This is a genomic window from Acidobacteriota bacterium (genome assembly GCA_019347945.1).
In the GTDB taxonomy this organism is placed as follows: Bacteria; Acidobacteriota; Thermoanaerobaculia; order Gp7-AA8; family JAHWKK01; genus JAHWKK01.
Window position 1 is genome coordinate 67,043 of sequence record JAHWKK010000003.1, and the last position, 17,663, is coordinate 84,705.

Sequence of the window (17,663 nt, forward strand, 5' to 3'; positions counted from 1 at the left end):
AGAAGGCCACTGCACTGGAGCCACACCTCGCAACGATACCTCACGGTTCTGGCCTCACCACGCTACTGGACCGTGACCACTCCCTCGGCACTCACAGGGTCCGTCTGATCGGGTCTTTCCTCGAAAGTGACGCGCAGGCGCCCCGGGGGCACGCCATTGGACAGAACAGGAAGAGGAACGCGTGCCCGACGCAGCGAGTTCGGGGTGTAAACGGCGACACCGCTCGCTCGCCCGACGACTCTTTCGGGACCATCACCGGTCTTCAGATAAACGGTCACATCCCCGTACACCGAACGGGTCCCCTCCCGTTCGAGCACGAAACTGACGTCCGGGGTTCCGTCGGTATTCTCCCGCAGTCCGATTTCCCGGACCGAGACGCTGACGCTCAGGTCTCCATGCCGGACGATGACGGGAATGGATGCACTGTAGATCGCGGTCAGCCTGATTTTCAGGTCTTCCTCAGCTTCGTCATCGGGCAACGTTGCATCTTCCTCTGTCGGCGGGAGTGCCTGAAAGAGCAGATGCGACCGGTACTCCCCCTGTTCCAGATCGGGTGGCTTCCGCAACTGCAGCCGCACCGTTTGCGCGACTCCCGGCTGCAGCACGACCTGCCGGGGGGAAAACCGAATCATTCCATCGGCGAAATTTTCCTCCGGAAGAGGTTCCTCCACCGGCACAAAAGCGCCGGTCTCCGTCATTCGCCGCTGGATCAGTGAGACCCGGTAGATCGCAGCCTCACTTCCGGAATTGATCAGGTCGATCTGTGCCGTTCTCGAGTTGCCCTCGAAGACCACTCTCGTGGGGTGAACCATCAACTCGCTGGCCGCCCAGGCCTGGGCCGTGCCGAATGCGACGATGATGGCGAGAACTGACCATTTCAATCGGTTCATCTCGATTCTCCTGTCGTACCTGGTCAATTTCAGCATCCAATGTCATGCCGTTTCCAATAATAGTATGCCGAACTGATGCCCTCCACCTCATCGGGGGAAGGATCAGACATGAAAAAAGGGCAGGGACGAATCCCTGCCCTCGAGAAAGCGGATGATCGAGATGCTCAGTTGTACTCGACTCCGACGTTGAAGGTGCCGGTGTAGCTGCCGGTGGTCTGCGCGCTGGCAACGGTGAGCGTGCCGCCGACACCGACGGTCTGCGCTCCGCTCGCGCTCAGTGTGCCCGTACCGGAGGGGTTGCTGGTGAACGTGCCGACGCTCATCGTCTTGGTGGTGTCGGTTGCGTGCGTGATGGTCACTGCGCTCGCCGGCAGCGTGATGGCGTAGGTGGCGTTGTTGTCACCGGTGACATTGAACGATGCCGCGCCGCCCACATTGGACGAGGAGAGGATAACCGCCCCCGTTGCACTGCGCGTCCCGGCGGGGGCGATGACGACCGTTCCGCCGGTGCCAGCGGCGAACTTGCCGAATTTGAGATCCGCGGCCTTCGAGATGGCGATTGGCGTGATGACTTCGGCCGTGGCGTTGGCGGTGGCCTCGGCGGCTTCACCGTCTGCGACGAACATGGCTGAGGATGCGAGAACCAGAGTGAGGATGATGACTGTTTTTTTCATTTTCGTTTCTCCCTTGTTTGTTGTTGTCCGGCGCTAACCGGTTCTGCTAATAAGTCGGCGGGAAGCGGGAAAAAATACAGCCGGGTCATTTTTCTTTCGCTCTGGAAAAAGTCGACGTCCGATGAGCTGGATTCGGAGCCATCCTGAAGTGGTCAATCACACGCAAAAAAAGGGCAGGGACGAATCCCTGCCCTTTGAAAAACGGATGGTCGAGATGCTCAGTTGTACTCGACTCCGACGTTGAAGGTTCCGGTGTAGCTGCCGGTGGTCTGCGCGCTGGCAACGGTGAGCGTGCCGCCGACATTGACGGTCTGCGCTCCGCTCGCGCTCAGGGTGCCCGTACCGGAGGGGTTGCTGGTGAACGTGCCGACGCTCATCGTCTTGGTGGTGTCGGTTGCGTGCGTGATGGTCACTGCGCTCGCCGGCAGCGTAATGGCGTAGGTGGCGTTGTTGTCACCCGTGACGGCGAACGATGCCGCGCCGCCCACGTTCGACGAGGAGAGGATAACCGCCCCCGTTGCACTGCGCGTCCCGGCGGCGGCGATGACGACCGTTCCGCCGGTGCCAGCGGCGAACTTGCCGAATCGGAGATCCGCGGCCTTCGAGATGGCAATCGGCGTGATGACTTCGGCCGTGGCGTTGGCGGTGGCCTCGGCGGCTTCACTGTCTGTGACGAACATGGCTGAGGATGCGAGAACCAGAGTGAGGATGATGACTATCTTTTTCATTTTTTGTTTCTCCCTTGTTTGTTGTTGTCCGGCGCTAACCGGTTCTGCTCCATAGGTCGGCGGGAGAGGAGAAAAAATACAGGCGGGCCAATTCTTATTTTGCGGAGCTCGATCCGGATCAGCCAAAATGAGGGGCGACCTGGAGATCTGCGCGAGCAGCGGCGTCGAAGAAAAACCTCAGTGGTGCTCGATCAGCAGGGGAAGACCGTTTGGTACCTTCCCTCGGGGCGCGTGATTGATGCGAGCTCGAAAGTGTTCTCACCGCTGGGATCGATCCGCGATCCGCCATTGTTCTCCGGCAGCCGTGGATGAGGATGTCAGACGCGCCCGTATTTTTTTTGATCCCTGGCGGACTCATGAGTTGAGAACCGTACCGGGCGGGCAGCGCAGCCCGGTGCTCCCGCGCTGGCGCTAACCGGTATTTTCACCGGGTGGAGCCGGCTCGTCCGGTACGGTTCTCCTTGGGATGCTTCTGATCGCGTAACTGTCGGGAAATTCGACGTTTGTCGGATTATGAACAGGTACGCCAAAGCTGTTTTTCATGCTAGCTCTCTTGTTTAGTGCCACTTAAGCTCATCTTCGGGATGGCAGCGCCCTTGGAATGTATCGAGGCATCAAATGGAGGGTACGAGTTGCAGAAAATCCTGATGGTTGATGATGAAGTCCTGGTGGCCGAGGCGCTCGCAGAGCTGTTTCGTGATGAACAGATCGAGCTCATCTCTGCGGAGGACGCCCAAAGCGCCGCCACACTGATGGAGGCGGAGTTTTATCCAGTGATTCTCGCCGACGTGCGGCTGCGTACCGAGGCGGAGGGGCTCCAGCTGCTCGAGTCGATTCGCAGGCTGAGCCCAGGTTCTCGTGTTGCCAGCGTCACCGGATTTGCGACGCCGGCGCTGGAAGCTCAGCTCAGGGAGCGGGGCGCGGAGCTGGTTCTCTACAAGCCGGTCGGGTTCGACGAGCTTCTGCGCGTGGTCCGCGAGCTCCTGGAAGCCAGGGAAGAGGATGAAGAGACAGAAGTCCCGGTCGATTTCGACGAGCTCTACACCAATCTGCAGAAGCTTCTTTACTCTCTGCCCGGGCGGCGATACGGTCTCACCGCAGACGAGACTGAGGAGGTCGTGCAGCAGGCGTGGTGCCTCCTGATCGAAAAACAGTCGCAGATCAAAAATCCGAAGGCATGGCTTGCGGGGACGGTCGTGAACCTGTGCAAGCAGGAGATCCACCGGAAAATGAACAAGCGCGAGGTCGAGACAGAGGAAGCCGCTCTGGAGCTCGAATACGGCGGAGACGCCGGTTCCGGTCCCGACGATGTGCTCATCGTACGGCAGGCGCTCGATCGCGTCGATCAGCGCAGTCGCGATCTTTGTCAGCTCATCGGGATGGAAAAACACTCATACGAAGAGGTCAGCGAGATCCTCGACCTGCCGCTCGGATCGGTCGGACCGCTATTCATCCGCGCGAAGGCAAAGTTGAAGAGAGAAATCGCAGCGGGCGCAAGCTGATAAGCCGCGGGACAATCAGGAGAGGAGAGGTGTGTTCGCAGTCGTACTCCTGACGAACGCGGCAGACCCGCAGGTGGCGCTCACGGAGTCGAAGTCGCCCGCGGTCTGAGAAGACACTCCGCATGCTCTTTGACAGCCTCTGAGATCCGGAAGGCGGTGGGGGGAGGGTTTCCCGGACGCTTTCGCGGGGCCTGTCAACTTGCATGCTCCCGTCGCTGGAAGTCGAGACAGGTGAGCGAAGCACGGTGGGCGTGATGGGTGGTCGCTCCGCCCGAGTCAGGCTCTCTCCGCGTTTCGTGTATTCTCAGAAGATTCGAAGGTGATCGGTATGACTCTTTCTGAAAAGCGCCCTGGAACATGGAGGCTTGTTCTCGCGCTGTTCCTCGCTGCGCCTACGACTGCGGGCGCGGCTGAGAAGCCTGCGGCGCTCGATCCGACGGGGCCGATCCGCCAGTACGTCCACCAGAAGTGGGGACAGGAGTCGAAGCTGCCGGTGACAACTCTGCTCTCACTGGCTCAGACTTCGGACGGCTATCTCTGGATCGGCACTGAAGAGGGGCTGGTTCGGTTTGACGGAGTTACCTTTGAAACATTCACGACCGGCGACAGTCCAGGGCTGGCCGGAAACTACATCAACACACTCCTCGTGACCCGTGAGGGTTCGCTGCTGATCGGCACGGGCGAGGGTGGTTTCTCGCTCCTCGACGACGGACGATTCACTGCATTCGGACTCGCACACGGTCTGCTGAGCGAGAAGGTTTCGGCTCTTCTGGAGGCTCGGGACGGGACGATCTGGATCGGCACCGGGGAAGGGCTGCAGGCCTGGGACCGAAAGACCTTTCGCTCCTTCACGGGTGAGCACGGGCTTCCTTCAGGAAAAATCACTGCTCTCGCGGAGGATCGGTCCGGAGACCTGTGGGTCGCCGCCGCGGACAAGATTTCGCGCTTCGACGGCCGGAACTTCACGACCTACGAGCCCGCCGGGGGAGCCCCGGTCAAGGCGCTCCTGGCCGTCGAGGATTCTCTCTGGATCGGGACGAGCGGTGGAGGCCTCGTACGGCTCGAAGATGGCAACTTCCACAAGTTTTCCACAGCCGACGGGCTATCGGGTGACAACGTTCTCTCTCTCGCACAGGGAACCGGGGCAATCTGGATCGGGACAGGTGGGGCAAGCCTGGACCGATACGCCGGCGGAGAGTTCGCTTCATTCGATTCGGCTGATGGGCTCGTCGGCGAGAACGTCTGGACGATCCTGGAAGATCGCGACGGGAGCGTCTGGAGCGGAGGGGCCGGAGGGCTGAACCGGTTCAAGACCTCGACCGTCCTCACCTATGGTACGCGCGACGGGCTGTCCCATCAGGTCGTCCTCCCGATTCTGCAGACCAGATCCGGAGATGTCTGGATCGGCACCGCTGGCGGCGGACTCAATCGTTACAGGAAGGGTTCGTTCGACACCTTCACGACACGCGAGGGTCTGTCGGGTGACATCATTCTCTCGCTCTGGGAAGAGGCGGACGGAAGTCTGCTGGTTGCAACGGTCGGAGGGCTCGACCATTTCCACGACGGTCGTATCGACCGCTATGAACATGCAGATCAGATGTTTCAGGCGATCCCGCAGTCACTGCATCGGGATCGGGACGGCGCCCTCTGGATCGGGACGACCGACCGAGGAGTGATCCGGATCGAGGATGGCGAAATCGCTCTCTTCACCACACGGGAGGGAATCGCAGGGAACAGCATTCTCGATATCCATGAAGATCGTGAAGGAGCTCTCTGGTTCGCGAGCGATGGTGGGGGACTGACCCGGTACAGCGAAGGGAGGTTCAGTACCATCACCACCCGCGAGGGACTGCCGACGAATGTGATCCTTTCAATCACCGAAGGCTCCGACGGCTCCCTCTGGCTCGGCTCGGTGGGAGCGGGCCTGATCCGGATCTTCGACGGCGCGATCACGTCCTACGGGCCGCGGGAGGGGTTCTCCGAGCATACCGTGTATCGAGCTCTCGAGGACGATCTTGGTCGGCTCTGGCTGAGCTCCACCCGAGGGATTACAGCGGTGGAAGTGAGCGCTCTCGATGAGCTCGCTGCCGGTCGTATCGACTCGATCAGTCCGCTTCGATTCGACCGGGACCACGGTATGAAGAGCAGTGAGTGCAACGGCGGCGTGGATCCGGCGGGGTGGAAGATGCGTGACGGGACCCTCTGGTTTCCCACGATGGACGGCGTCGCGGTGATCGATCCCGTGACTGCCGTACGGCGCATGGTGCCCCCCTCACCTGTGGTGATCGAGCGGGTTGTGATCGAGGGAGCTCCCGTCGATCCGGGTGAAGCGCGACTGATCGAGCGTCTCGCCGGCAAGTACGACGTCGAGATCGCGTACACCAGTCCGAGCCTTTACGACCCCGAGGGCGTGGAGTTTCGCTACCAGCTCGTGGGATTCGACCCGGGATGGATCGACGCGGGAGCTCGACGGGCGGCGTATTACACGCAGCTTCCGCCAGGGAATTACCATTTCCGGGTCGCTGCCGTGAACGGGGCGGGAGTCGTGGAGATGTCCGGAGACCCGATCGAGCTTCGTATTCGTCCTCGTCTCACCCAGCGACCTCTTTTCTACATCGGACTGCTGCTGGTTGCCGCGGCGGCAGTCATCGCCATCTACCGCTATCGCCTTCGCGCTTACGAGAAGCGACAGTCGGAGCTGGTGGCTCTGATCGAGGAGCGGGCAAGAGCGGAAGAGGCACTGCGGCAGAGCGAACAGCACTTCCGCTCTCTGATCGAGAATGCCTCCGACATTATCCTTGCCCTCGACCTGGATGGGCGAATCCTCTACGCAAGTCCGTCCACCGCGCGAGTTCTCGGGTACCGTCCGGAGCAGATCGTGGATCGGCTGCTTTCGGATCTCGTGCATCCCGAGGACGAAGCTGCAGCGATGGTGGCACTGCGGGAGAAGACCAGCTCGAGCTCGTCGGTCTCCGTCTCGTTCCGCCTGCGGCATTCCGACGGCTCCTGGCGCTCTCTCGAGGCGGTCGCACGAAGACTGGCCGAGACTGGTGCAGCGGACTCACTCGTGGTGAACTGTCGCGACGTCACGGATCGAAATCTTCTGCAGTCTCAACTGGAGCAGGCACATCGACTGACGAGTCTCGGCAGCCTCGCTGCGACTATAGCTCACGAGTTCAATAATGTTCTGATGGGTGTTCAGCCGTTCACCGAGATCATTCAGCAGAAGAGCACCGGAGATCCTCTGCTTCAGAGCGCTGCAAAACAGATTTCCTCTGCGGTCGATCGTGGCAGGCGGATCACTGGCGAGGTCCTCCGTTACGCGAGACCTTCGGAAGCTACGACGGCACCGTTCGACGTAGAGGCCTGGCTCCGAAACCTCGAGCCGGAGCTTAGAGCGCTCGTCGGCCCCGACATTGAGCTTCTGATCAGCGTCGATGACGCCGTCTCCGGAATCACAGGTGACGTACTGCAACTGAACCAGGTGATGACGAACCTCGTTCTGAATGCACGGCAGGCACTGGGGGATTCCGGAAGAATCGAGATCGACGCTCTCTCTCCGCGCCCGGGCGAACGTTACCACTTCGGTGTCGTCGACTCACCGGAGCAGTTCGTCCATCTGCTCGTTCGGGATTCCGGCACCGGAATGTCCGATGAGGTGCGGCGGCGGGTTTTCGAGCCGCTCTTCACCACGAAACGAACTGGAGGTACGGGGCTCGGATTGACGGTCGCGCATCAGGTGGTTCAGGGGCACGGCGGCGAGATCATCGCCGAAAGCACACCGGGCGAAGGCTCCGTCTTTCACCTCTTCCTTCCACGTTCCGAGAATGCGGTCGCTCAATTCCCCGAACAGGAGACTCCTCTTCCCGAATCTTCTGGAAGAGCACTTTCCGGTCTTCGAATCGTGCTCGTCGAAGATGACGAAAGCGTTCGTCTCGGCGTCGAGTCACTCCTGAAGAGTGAGAACATGGAGGTGGAAAGCGTCACCACGGGTCGAGATGCACTTCCTGCCATCGCCCAATTTCGTCCCGATCTGGTCATCCTCGATCTCGGCCTGCCGGATATGGACGGCATCGACGTTTACAGGGACATCAACGGCCGATGGCCCGAGCTTCCGGTGATCTTCTCGTCTGGCCACGGCGATCAGTCCCGCCTGGAGAAGTGCCTGGACAACCCCAGGGTCGGATTTCTCCTCAAGCCGTACGACGGCGAACGGTTGTTTCAGGAGATTCGGGTCCGCCTCGGTTGAAAGGACATGAGGCATCGCAGAGGAAGCGCGCATTGCCCTCGCAGGCTGCGCACCTGGCCCTCAGGCCGAGGCTCGGAGCTCTCGCGATCCCGGCCCGTGGTGAAACAGAGCGCGCTGATGCGCGGTGCGGGACACTCGGCCGGAAGCGAGCGACGGCACGCCCGGCTCGTCGATGCTCGTCGCGGAGAGAGTCGAAGGAGACGTGACCTCAATCACTGACGAGGAACGAAAGCGCATTCGATCGAGAAGCTCACACACACAACGATTGCGTGAGTAGAGCCACCAAAACGAAGCCTCGAGTACTGAGCTTCTGCGCCTGCGAACAGGATGTCGTGGCGTCAATTTCGCAAAGTGCTCCTGGCGGACCAGATGACATGACTGGTGCCGGGCCGGCGGTCGCCCGAAGGTCTCTAAAACTGGTGACCGGAGCTGCCCCGGGGGTCCTTGATTTCCTCCTTCAGTCCGGGCTCCGCCCGCAGCTCGCAGGTTGTCTCCGCTTCAGGCAAGTCAAGGCGAAAGGCGAAGATTTTCTGAAACAAACCAGACAAGAGTACGAGCGTCCTCACCCGTCGGAGGGTTCGCGCCTGCGGTCCCTCATCTGGAGCATCGTCTCGCTTTTTTTCGGCTGGACGATTTTCTTTTACTGGTGGTCGATCGTTCTGAAGGAGACGACGAGCGGAGCGTTCATCGACGTCATCGCCGGGCTGATGTTCGTCCTGGCGGTGCTGTTCATCGTCTCTATCTTCTGGATCGCCCACAACCTGCGACTCGCCCGGCGAGGGCGGCGCAGCAGTTCGACGCCTTATTTCCCGGGGTCGCGAGGCCGGGACAAGTTTGATCGATCACCGGTGATCGAGAACCTCGAGACGCTTCGGACTTGGCCGGTGGTAGTCGTCGATACTGATGAGGAGGGGAAGTCGTACGTTCGGGGTGACGAGGAGAGGGAGGCGTGACGATCCTCTACAACGTCGTGCAGGCAATCGAAGCATCATTCATTTATCCGTACCTCCTTCGCTTCTACGGTTTCTATCCAATATTGATGGCGTTTACCTGGGTGGTGATGGCGATCTTCTTCTTTCGTCGCCGTGAGGCTGGAGCCGAGGCAACGCCGTACGCGGATGTGACCCCCTTCGTTTCAATCATCGTTCCGGCGTTCGACGAGGAGGCGTCGATCGAACGGACCATTGAAGCTCTCCTGCAGCTCGACTATCCCGACTACGAGGTGGTCATCGTCAACGACGGCTCCCGAGACGGCACAACCCAGGCCGTGCGGCGTCATCTGAACGATTCTCGTGTCCGCCTCCTCGACAAGCGGATCAACGAAGGGAAGGCGATGGCGCTCAACGACGCCGTTCCGATCTGTCGCGGCGAGATTCTTGTGTTTCTCGATGCCGACATTCTGACGACGCCAATGCTTCTTCATGCGCTGGTACCGCATTTTCTCTCGCCTCGCGTTGCAGCGGTGACAGGAAATCCGCGCGTACTCAATCGTGGCTCGCTGCTCCGCGACCTTCAGACTCTGGAGTTCGCGTCGATCATCTCCGTGCAGCGTCGCGCCCAGCGCGTGTGGGGTCGAATACTGACGGTTTCAGGGGCGGTTTTTGCGGTACGTCGAACTGCTCTGATCAAAGTCGGCATGTTCAACCCGGAGATGGCAACCGAAGACATCGATCTCACCTGGAAACTGCAGCGAGATCTCTGGGACGTTCGTTACGAAGCGAGTGCCGTGGCGTGGATGCATGTACCGCCGACACTTCGAGAGCTCTGGAAGCAGAGACGGCGCTGGGCACGCGGGCTCGCTCAGGTGCTGAAGCGTCACTGGCGAGTACTCTTCACCTGGCAAGAGCGGCGAATGTGGCCGGTGTATTACGAGGCTTGTCTGTCGATCCTCTGGGCTTACACGTTTCTATTCGTCACCCTCTATTGGCTCGTGAGCTGGTTCGTCGGCTATCAGCCGGGGGGAGCATCACCGATCCCGAACCTCTGGGGAATGATGATCGCGACCGCATGTATCACGCAGCTTCTCACCGGAGTGCTCATGGACAAGCGGTATGACGATGATCTCCCGCATCACTTTCCCGTGGCAATCTTCTACCCGCTCGTCTACTGGATCCTGATGACGCTCATCACCGCGACATACACGATCGACGCGCTGGTGCGAAAGCCGCCGAAGATGCAGACATGGAAGATAAGGAGGGCCTCCGAGTGAGACTCTTCGCTCTTTCCTGTCTGATGCTTCTCGGGGCCGTGAGTGTGACTGCGCAATCACCGGCGGATCTGATCCAGCGTGGAGACGAGGCAGCAAGACAGGATCGTCATGATGCAGCGATCGAAGCGTACGAAGCGGCAGTGGAGCTCGACCCTGCAATCCGGCCAGACCTGCTGCTTCGAATCGGACGCCAGCAACTGTGGGCTGGCCATACGGAAGAGGCCGCCGAGATCCTGGGGTCGTTCGTCGATCTGAATCCGGACCACTGCGCCGGCCGCAACGACCTCGGGCTGGCTCTGGCCTGGGGCAACCGTCTCACCGAGGCACTCGAGCAGTACCGCTTCGTAGCCGGCCGCTGCCCTGACCAGAGGATGACGGCGCTCCTGCGAACAGCGCTCGTGCTCCGATGGCTCGACCGTCCGGCCGAGGCCTCGGATGCATATGAGCAGGTATCGATCGAAGGGAACGCCGCGGACAGGCGCGAAGCGGAGACGGGTCTGGGTTTCATCGCTCTGTTGCTCGACCGCAATCGATCAGCCTTCCGGCGCTTCCTCGAGCTGTACGATCCGTCCACAACTGATGGGGCAGCCGAAGGTCTGGCGATCTCCAACTACAGGCTTGGTAGAGTTGCGGCTGCGCGAGGACTGATCCGCGCGGCGGAAGATCGGGGCGATCTGTCGCGCGACCTGCTGAATCTCCGGCAGTCGGTGGAATCGTTCGATCGATGGCAGGTTCGGTCCGATGGGACCGTTTTCGAAGATGGTGACGGAACCGGTTATCGGGGGGGAAAGCTCGGGCTTTCGAAGGGGTGGGATCTGCGCGGACGGGCGGAGCTCGCCACCGGACGATCAACGCTGGAAAATGGTTCCGACGAGATCGCGGGTACGTGGGTGGAGCTGACGGGCGAGCACCGCTGGAGTGATTCCGGGGCCGCCCGAGCTCGTCTTCGCAGGTCGAGCTTCGATACCGGATGGGACCCCTGGAGCGGAGAGCTGCACTGGATTGCGACGCCCGACGACAATCATCGTTTCGACGTCGCGGTCGCACGTCTTCTCGTCACCGACAATCTCGCAGCGATCGAGAACGACCTGCGCGGGGATTTCCTCTCGGCCGGTTTCGACCGGGATGTCGGATACCGGTTCACTCTCTCGGCTTCCGGGGATCTCACCCGATGGTCCGCCGGAAACGAGCGGGCGAGGATCCGGGCCTCTGTCGCAAAAATTTTCGACGGCGTTCCGCGGATGACCGTCTCCTGGCCCACGATGGTCCAGTGGTACGACGAGCCGTTCCCCTTCAGGCTGTGGTCACCGGAGTATTACGTGGAGACCGGACCAGGGGTCAACGTCTATCGCCGATGGAAGCAGGTGTGGAATGTGAGCGCCTACGGTCGCACCGGCGTGCAAAAGGAGGAGGATCAGGACTGGAGGGTTCTCGGTGTGGCCCGTGTCGCGGTCGAGCGCGATCTGCGCGACTCGTGGGCACTGCGATTGAGCGCCGGCTGGTCGAACTCGAACGCTGCCGGGAGCGGAGGATTTCGCCGATCATCGGCTCAACTCGAGCTCGTTCGAAGATTCTGACCTTCGAGACCGGTCGCGAATCTACCTTTTAACCCGCCACTCAACTGTCGTAAAGTTCGACGATCTACAGATCGTTGGCCTGAAGGGAACGAAGCGCGACCTACGCTGTCAATTCGTGAGAGTTGCATGACCGGGCGGGCGAGCCGCCGCCAGGAGCTCGCGTGAATCAAGCCTCCGGCCAGACGTTGCATCGCGCAAGCTGTATCGCGTCGGCGTCTCCCAATCCGGTATTCTTCTTCACGACAGACGTAATGTGGGATGGAATTGTGCGAATGAGACTCTTCTTCGTGGTCGGGGGTATGGCGCTGGCGATCTTTTCTTCGCAGCGCGCTCTGGCGACGTCCGACCTCAGCCTGCGGGGGGAGTACCGGGCAGTCCGGACCGACGAGACGCCGCGGATCGATGGCGAGCTTTCGGAGCGGATCTGGGAGACGGCCCCGGCGATCACGGACTTCGTCCAGCAGGAACCGGAGACCGGAAACGCTCCGACGGAGCGCACCGTCGTGCGGTTCATTTACGACGACAGCGCTCTCTACGTCGGTGCATCGCTCCGCGACAGCCATCCCGTGACGTCGAAGCTTGCCCGGCGCGATTCTTATCTCGCCTCCGACTGGCTCGCGGTGTATCTGGACACCCATTACGACCGCCGCACCGCACGAATGTTTCGCGTTAATCCCCTCGGCGTCCAACGCGATTCTCTCGTCGTCGAAGAAGACGAGGAGGATCGGAGCTGGGATGCCGTCTGGACGGCGGCAACGCGGGTCGTCGATGGCGGATGGACCGTCGAGATGCGGATTCCATTTGCGCAACTGCGATTTCCCGAGCGGGAGTCGCATGTGTGGGGATTCAACGTTGAACGCGAGATCTCCAGGAACAATGAAGTGATCCGACTCGTCCACGTGCCGCGCAACGAGACCGGCTTCGTGAAGCGCTTCGCTCGTCTCGTCGGGATCGAATCGGTTAATCCTCCGCGTCGCCTCGAGGTCCTTCCGTACGTCGTCGGCCGGGTCGGGTTGCGGAGCGCGGACGATCCATCCAACCCGTTCGACGGCGGAACCGAAGAGATGGAGCTCGGCCTGGATCTCGAGTATGGGCTTTCGTCGAATCTGACGCTTACGGCGGCTCTCAATCCGGACTTCGGGCAGGTCGAGGTCGATCCCGCGGAGGTGAATCTCACCGCATTCGAGCTCTTCTATCCCGAGCGGCGGCCGTTCTTTCTCGAGGGAGCGGACCTGCTTTCGTTCGGCGGACCGAGCCTGTTCTATTCACGGCGGATCGGGCGAAGTCCTCAGGGCCGGCCCGCTGCCTTCGACTTTGCCGAGCTTCCCGGACAGACGACGATCCTTGGAGCTGCGAAGATCACCGGCCGGACCGAGTCCGGCTGGTCGATCGCGGCTCTCGATGCGATCACCGAAGAAGAAGAGGCGCCGTTTCTTCTCGAGGGGGAGCGTGACTCGGCCGTCGTCGAGCCTCTGACCAATTACTTCGTCACCAGAGTCTCGAAGGATCTCAGCGGGGCCGGGCAGGTCAGTGCGATGTTGACGTCGGTCCATCGTTCGGGAACGACCATCCAGCCCGAGCTGCACGATGAAGCTTACTCGGCGGGAGCCGATGGATATCAATACTTCGGCGAGCGCGAATACCTGCTCGACTGGTCGGCCTACGGATCGTACGTCGCGGGATCAGCCGAATCGATTCTGAGAACACAGCGATCATCGGCGCGATACTTCCAGAGACCGGATGCGACTCACCTCGAGATCGATCCCGGCCGGACGTCGCTCACTGGGTGGGGCGGATCGATGCGCTTCCGGAAGGTGAGCGGAAATCTCCGATATACGCTCACCGGACTTGCCGCATCGCCGGAGCTGGAGATCAACGACGCCGGCTTTCTCGGCAGGGTCGACGAATGGGCATCGCTGAATTCGATCGCGTGGGTCGATCCGGTTCCGCGCGGACGGTTGCGCAGTCGCTCGTATATCTTATGGAAGATCGATCGATTCAATTTCGGTGGAGATCACTTGCTCGACCGGAGCATGGGCATCGTTCGGTTCACCTACTCCAACTACTGGCAGACGTCGTGGAGAGTGATTCACGATGCCAAGGCGTTCGACGATCGCTCGACTCGGGGAGGACCCCTCATCCGGACGCCGTCCAACACGTTCTATCAGGCATCAGTCAGCACGGACTTCAGAAAGAGGTGGTACGGGACCCTCCGCGGGAACATCGAGCACGGGGGTATGGATCTGGAGGCGCGAAGGTTGAACGTCGAGGTTTCCTATCGCCCGTCGCCGGCCATGACGATGAGTGTGGGCCCGTCGTGGTCACAGGTTCGTTTTCCATACCAGCACGTTCGTACCGTGGCGGACAGCACGGCCGGTCACACGTTCGGTTCACGGTACGTCTTCGCACCGATCGAGCGTAAGACACTCGAGCTTGCAACGCGCTTCGACTGGGCAATCAGCCGTACGCTCACTCTCGAGCTGTTTCTTCAGCCGTTTGTCTCGAGCGGTGACTATCTCGAGTTTCGAGAGCTGGAACGCCCTTCCTCTCGCGACTATGACTCCTACTCGGAGATCGGAGACGTGAGTTTCGATGAGGAGGCAAACCGATACACGATCGATCCGGACGGGAGCGGCCCCGCGCAGCCTTTTTCATTTCAGAACCCCGACTTCAACGTGCGTAGCCTGCGAGGCAATGTCGTCGTGCGGTGGGAGTTCCGGCCCGGTTCCGCCGCCTACCTCGTCTGGACTCAGAACCGGGCGGAGCGGGCACTCGTCGGCGATTTCGACGCGGGCCGGGATTTCGATGCCCTCCTCGGCCTTGATGCCGATGACGTCATCCTGGTGAAGGTGAGCTACTGGCTCGGATTGTAGGGCGCGCTGTCAGCTGCGTGTCAGCGGCTTATAGCTCAGCATGAGAGGTTTCACGCCCAGAGACGCCAGCTCGGAAATCGCTACGGCGATCTGCGCGATTCGTGGGCAATGTGATTGAGCGTCGGCTGGTCGGACTCGAACGCCGCCGGGAGCGGAAGATTTCGCCGAACTTCGGCTCAACTCGAGCTCGTGCGAAAAATTCTGACCTTCGAGATCGGTCGCGAATCTACCTTTTAACCCGCCACTCAACTGTCGTAAAGTCATGACGAAGTGGTAGAGAGGCATCTCTGGCGGGAGGAATTCTGTCCGACAAGCGCAGCCCTGATTCTCTGAAGCTGGCCCGACTCAGAATCGGTTCAGCAGTAACGGCGACGCTTCTGTATCTCGTGTTTGGTCTGCTCTGGATCGCGGTCAACGGCGCGATCGTCGACAGGTTGTTCGACAATCCGGACCAGATCGTTGGTTTCGAGCTTCTGAAGGGAATCGTCTTCGTCCTGGTCTCGACGGCGCTGCTGTACCTCTTCATCACCCGGCACGCACGGCGGGTTCTCGAGTCGGAGATGGAGAGTGAGTCGAAGCTTTCGATGATGGTCGACCAGCTCCCCGCAATCCTGTGGACGATTGATTCTGATCTGATCATCGATTCGATCACGGGATCGGGGCTTCGCCTGCTCGGACCTGCGGCAAATCAGAGTCTCGGGAGGAATGCGACCGACCTGGTTCCACGATTTGCCGCAGACGTGCTCGAGAAGGCAGTTAGGGGGACTCCAGGGACGTATGTCATCGAGTTTGAAGATCGAATATTGCGGACGTGGGTCGAGCCGATGCGAAGCGATGGGGATCTCGTCGGTGCGATCGCGCTGTCGATCGACATCACGGAGCAGGAAGCAGTCCGCAGGAACCTGGAGGCTTCCATGCGGGCACTCTGGCGGGTCCAGGACGAGCTGGTCGAGAAGAGCCGGGCACTCGAAAGATCCTCGGCGCAGCTGATCGACGCTCAGGAATCAGAAAGAGAGAGGATCGCCCGCGAGCTTCATGACGAGCTCGGCGGGATCTTCACCTCCCTCAGTTTCGACGTTGCGCTGATCGGCGAGAACGCTGCTGATCCGGCACTCGTGACCGAGCGAAGCAGTGAAATGCTCCGCCGCATCGACGGTGCGATGAAGCGAGTGAGAGAGATTGCCCACGACCTCCGGCCGAAGGTGCTCGACGACTTCGGGCTGGTCGCCGCGATCGAGGATCTCGTCGCTGCGTTCTCCGACCGCTACGGCATCGAGACGAATCTGTCGAGTCGCCCGGAGGAGATCACCGTCGGGAGGGGTTACGACATCATGCTCTACCGGATCGTTCAGGAAGCACTGACGAACGTCGTGAAACATGCCGCGGCGACTCGTGCTGAAGTGAGGTTGAGGTTGTCTGATCACCATGTGGTTGCGGAGATCCGGGACGACGGAAGGGGCATCCGACCGGAAGAGATGGATGCGACGGGCTCACTCGGACTCGTGGGGATGCGTGAACGAGCCGATATCCTGGGAGGGGACCTGGCGATCGAGCCATTCGCGGGGAAAGGAACGATCGTGAGAGTGAAGGTGCCGCTGAGCAGGAGGGAGCAGTCATGATCCGGATCCTTCTCGTCGACGATCACGCCCTGGTCCGGGCCGGCCTGCGCCGGATCCTCGAGACGCAGCAGGATATGGAAGTGGCGGGGGAAGCAGGAACTGGTGCCGAGGCGCTCGACCTGATCCGAGCCGGCGAGCTCGACATCGTTCTTCTCGACCTGTCGCTTCCCGATTTCAGCGGGATCGATCTGATGAAGTCGATCCTGGCTGCAGATCCATCGAGGAAGATTCTCGTTCTGAGCATGCATCCCGAGGAGAGCTACGCCCGGCGGGTGATGCGCTCAGGGGCCGTAGGTTACCTCAACAAGGAAGCCGCTCCGGAGCTCCTGATCACGGCGATCCGTAAGGTTGCCGCAGGTGGCCGCTTCGTCAGTCCCGGTCTCGCGGAGCTTCTCGCAATCGACCTCGCCGAAGATGACACCGAGTCGCCCCACGAGCGGCTCTCCGATCGGGAGTTCGAGGTGTTCGAGAGAATCGTCCGCGGTGAATCCGTCTCCCAGATAGCGGCCACACTCGATCTGAGCCCGAAAACCATCTCGACCCATCGGAGCCGGATCCTCCAGAAGATGGACCTCCGCAACAACGCCGATCTGATCCGTTACGCGATCGATCAGGGACTGCTGAGCTAGGGCAGCAGGGATGAAAAATTGAAAGTGGTTTTTGCTCCGGTTGGAGGGAAATGAACTGAGTCGGATGCTCGGCAACAGCCTCCGGTCTCCCCGTTTTCTCCTTCCTCAATCATTGTCAGACATCCCCTACACGATCGGGGGACATCGACCGATACCGCACGTCGGGCCGACGCCCTATCGTGGTGTACATGGAAAACCAGTGTATTGACGCTTCATCCGGGTGCGCGGCGCCGCGAGGAGCTGACCGCCGATGAGCTTCAACGACAGACAGCCGAGGATTCTCATCGCCGACGACGACGACGTGATGCTCATCGGCGTTGCGGAGCTTCTTCGCAGACGGGGCTACGAGGTCGAGGCGACTGACCGGCTCGAGCTCAGCAATGGCTCCGGACCGTTCGACCTAATCATCTTCGACCCGCTGGTCGAGGGAGACCTCGATGCCGCACGACAGTTCGTTGCATCCGCACGTCAGTCGAACCCTCCGCCGTTCCTGATCGTCGTCTCCGAATTCATCGAAAGTCTCAGGGATGTCGGTGCGCGTGATGAGCGACGCGCACTTCTCCATGTGAAACCTGTCCGGGTTGCAGAACTGGCCGAATCTGTCGAATCGCTGTTGCGCGAGCGCGAGATGTCCGAGGTCCTCACGATCATCGAGGGGGATACGGCGTGAATCGCCTGAGCGAAAGACTGACGAGCCGCCACGGGCGCGCTCC

12 protein-coding genes are annotated in these 17,663 nt (G+C 60.8%); 9 read left to right on the plus strand and 3 right to left on the minus strand.

Annotation, left to right across the window (positions count from 1 at the left end):
• Nucleotides 1-62: 62 nt before the first annotated feature.
• From KY459_02885 to KY459_02895, 3 genes are all read right to left on the minus strand, one after another.
• Nucleotides 63-890 (minus strand): fimbria/pilus periplasmic chaperone, encoded by an 828-nt coding sequence (locus KY459_02885; GenBank protein MBW3563649.1) that lies wholly within the window; start codon nt 888-890, stop codon nt 63-65.
• Between the two features lie 164 nt (nt 891-1,054).
• The gene (locus KY459_02890; GenBank protein ID MBW3563650.1) at nt 1,055-1,516 is read right to left on the minus strand and encodes a DUF4402 domain-containing protein; all 462 of its coding nucleotides are present in this window, start codon (nt 1,514-1,516) and stop codon (nt 1,055-1,057) included.
• Nucleotides 1,517-1,782: 266 nt separating this feature from the next.
• Complete coding sequence (locus KY459_02895) at nt 1,783-2,244, minus strand: DUF4402 domain-containing protein (GenBank protein MBW3563651.1); 462 nt, start codon at nt 2,242-2,244, stop codon at nt 1,783-1,785.
• 680 nt (nt 2,245-2,924) lie between these two features.
• Between KY459_02895 and KY459_02900 the strand changes: the two genes are divergently transcribed.
• From KY459_02900 to KY459_02940, 9 genes are all read left to right on the plus strand, one after another.
• Nucleotides 2,925-3,794: a sigma-70 family RNA polymerase sigma factor gene (locus KY459_02900; GenBank protein MBW3563652.1), complete on the plus strand. Its 870-nt coding sequence runs from the start codon at nt 2,925-2,927 to the stop codon at nt 3,792-3,794.
• 328 nt (nt 3,795-4,122) lie between these two features.
• Nucleotides 4,123-8,043, plus strand: a complete 3,921-nt coding sequence (locus KY459_02905) for a response regulator (protein MBW3563653.1) — start codon at nt 4,123-4,125, stop codon at nt 8,041-8,043.
• A gap of 419 nt (nt 8,044-8,462) precedes the next feature.
• Nucleotides 8,463-8,996 (plus strand): hypothetical protein, encoded by a 534-nt coding sequence (locus KY459_02910; protein ID MBW3563654.1) that lies wholly within the window; start codon nt 8,463-8,465, stop codon nt 8,994-8,996.
• 86 nt (nt 8,997-9,082) lie between these two features.
• Nucleotides 9,083-10,252, plus strand: a complete 1,170-nt coding sequence (locus KY459_02915) for a glycosyltransferase (GenBank protein MBW3563655.1) — start codon at nt 9,083-9,085, stop codon at nt 10,250-10,252.
• Nucleotides 10,249-11,829 carry a tetratricopeptide repeat protein gene (locus KY459_02920; GenBank protein MBW3563656.1) on the plus strand — a complete coding sequence of 527 codons (1,581 nt, stop codon included), beginning with the start codon at nt 10,249-10,251 and terminating at the stop codon, nt 11,827-11,829. The genes KY459_02915 and KY459_02920 overlap by 4 nt, the downstream gene beginning before the upstream one ends.
• A 272-nt stretch (nt 11,830-12,101) precedes the next feature.
• Nucleotides 12,102-14,702, plus strand: a complete 2,601-nt coding sequence (locus KY459_02925; GenBank protein ID MBW3563657.1) for a carbohydrate binding family 9 domain-containing protein — start codon at nt 12,102-12,104, stop codon at nt 14,700-14,702.
• Between the two features lie 386 nt (nt 14,703-15,088).
• Entirely contained in the window at nt 15,089-16,321 is a 1,233-nt protein-coding gene (locus tag KY459_02930) for a PAS domain-containing sensor histidine kinase (protein ID MBW3563658.1), read from the plus strand.
• Nucleotides 16,318-16,950 carry a response regulator transcription factor gene (locus KY459_02935; protein ID MBW3563659.1) on the plus strand — a complete coding sequence of 211 codons (633 nt, stop codon included), beginning with the start codon at nt 16,318-16,320 and terminating at the stop codon, nt 16,948-16,950. Before KY459_02930 ends, KY459_02935 begins: the two co-directional genes overlap by 4 nt.
• A gap of 250 nt (nt 16,951-17,200) precedes the next feature.
• The gene (locus KY459_02940) at nt 17,201-17,620 is read left to right on the plus strand and encodes a response regulator (GenBank protein MBW3563660.1); all 420 of its coding nucleotides are present in this window, start codon (nt 17,201-17,203) and stop codon (nt 17,618-17,620) included.
• Nucleotides 17,621-17,663 lie beyond the last annotated feature (43 nt).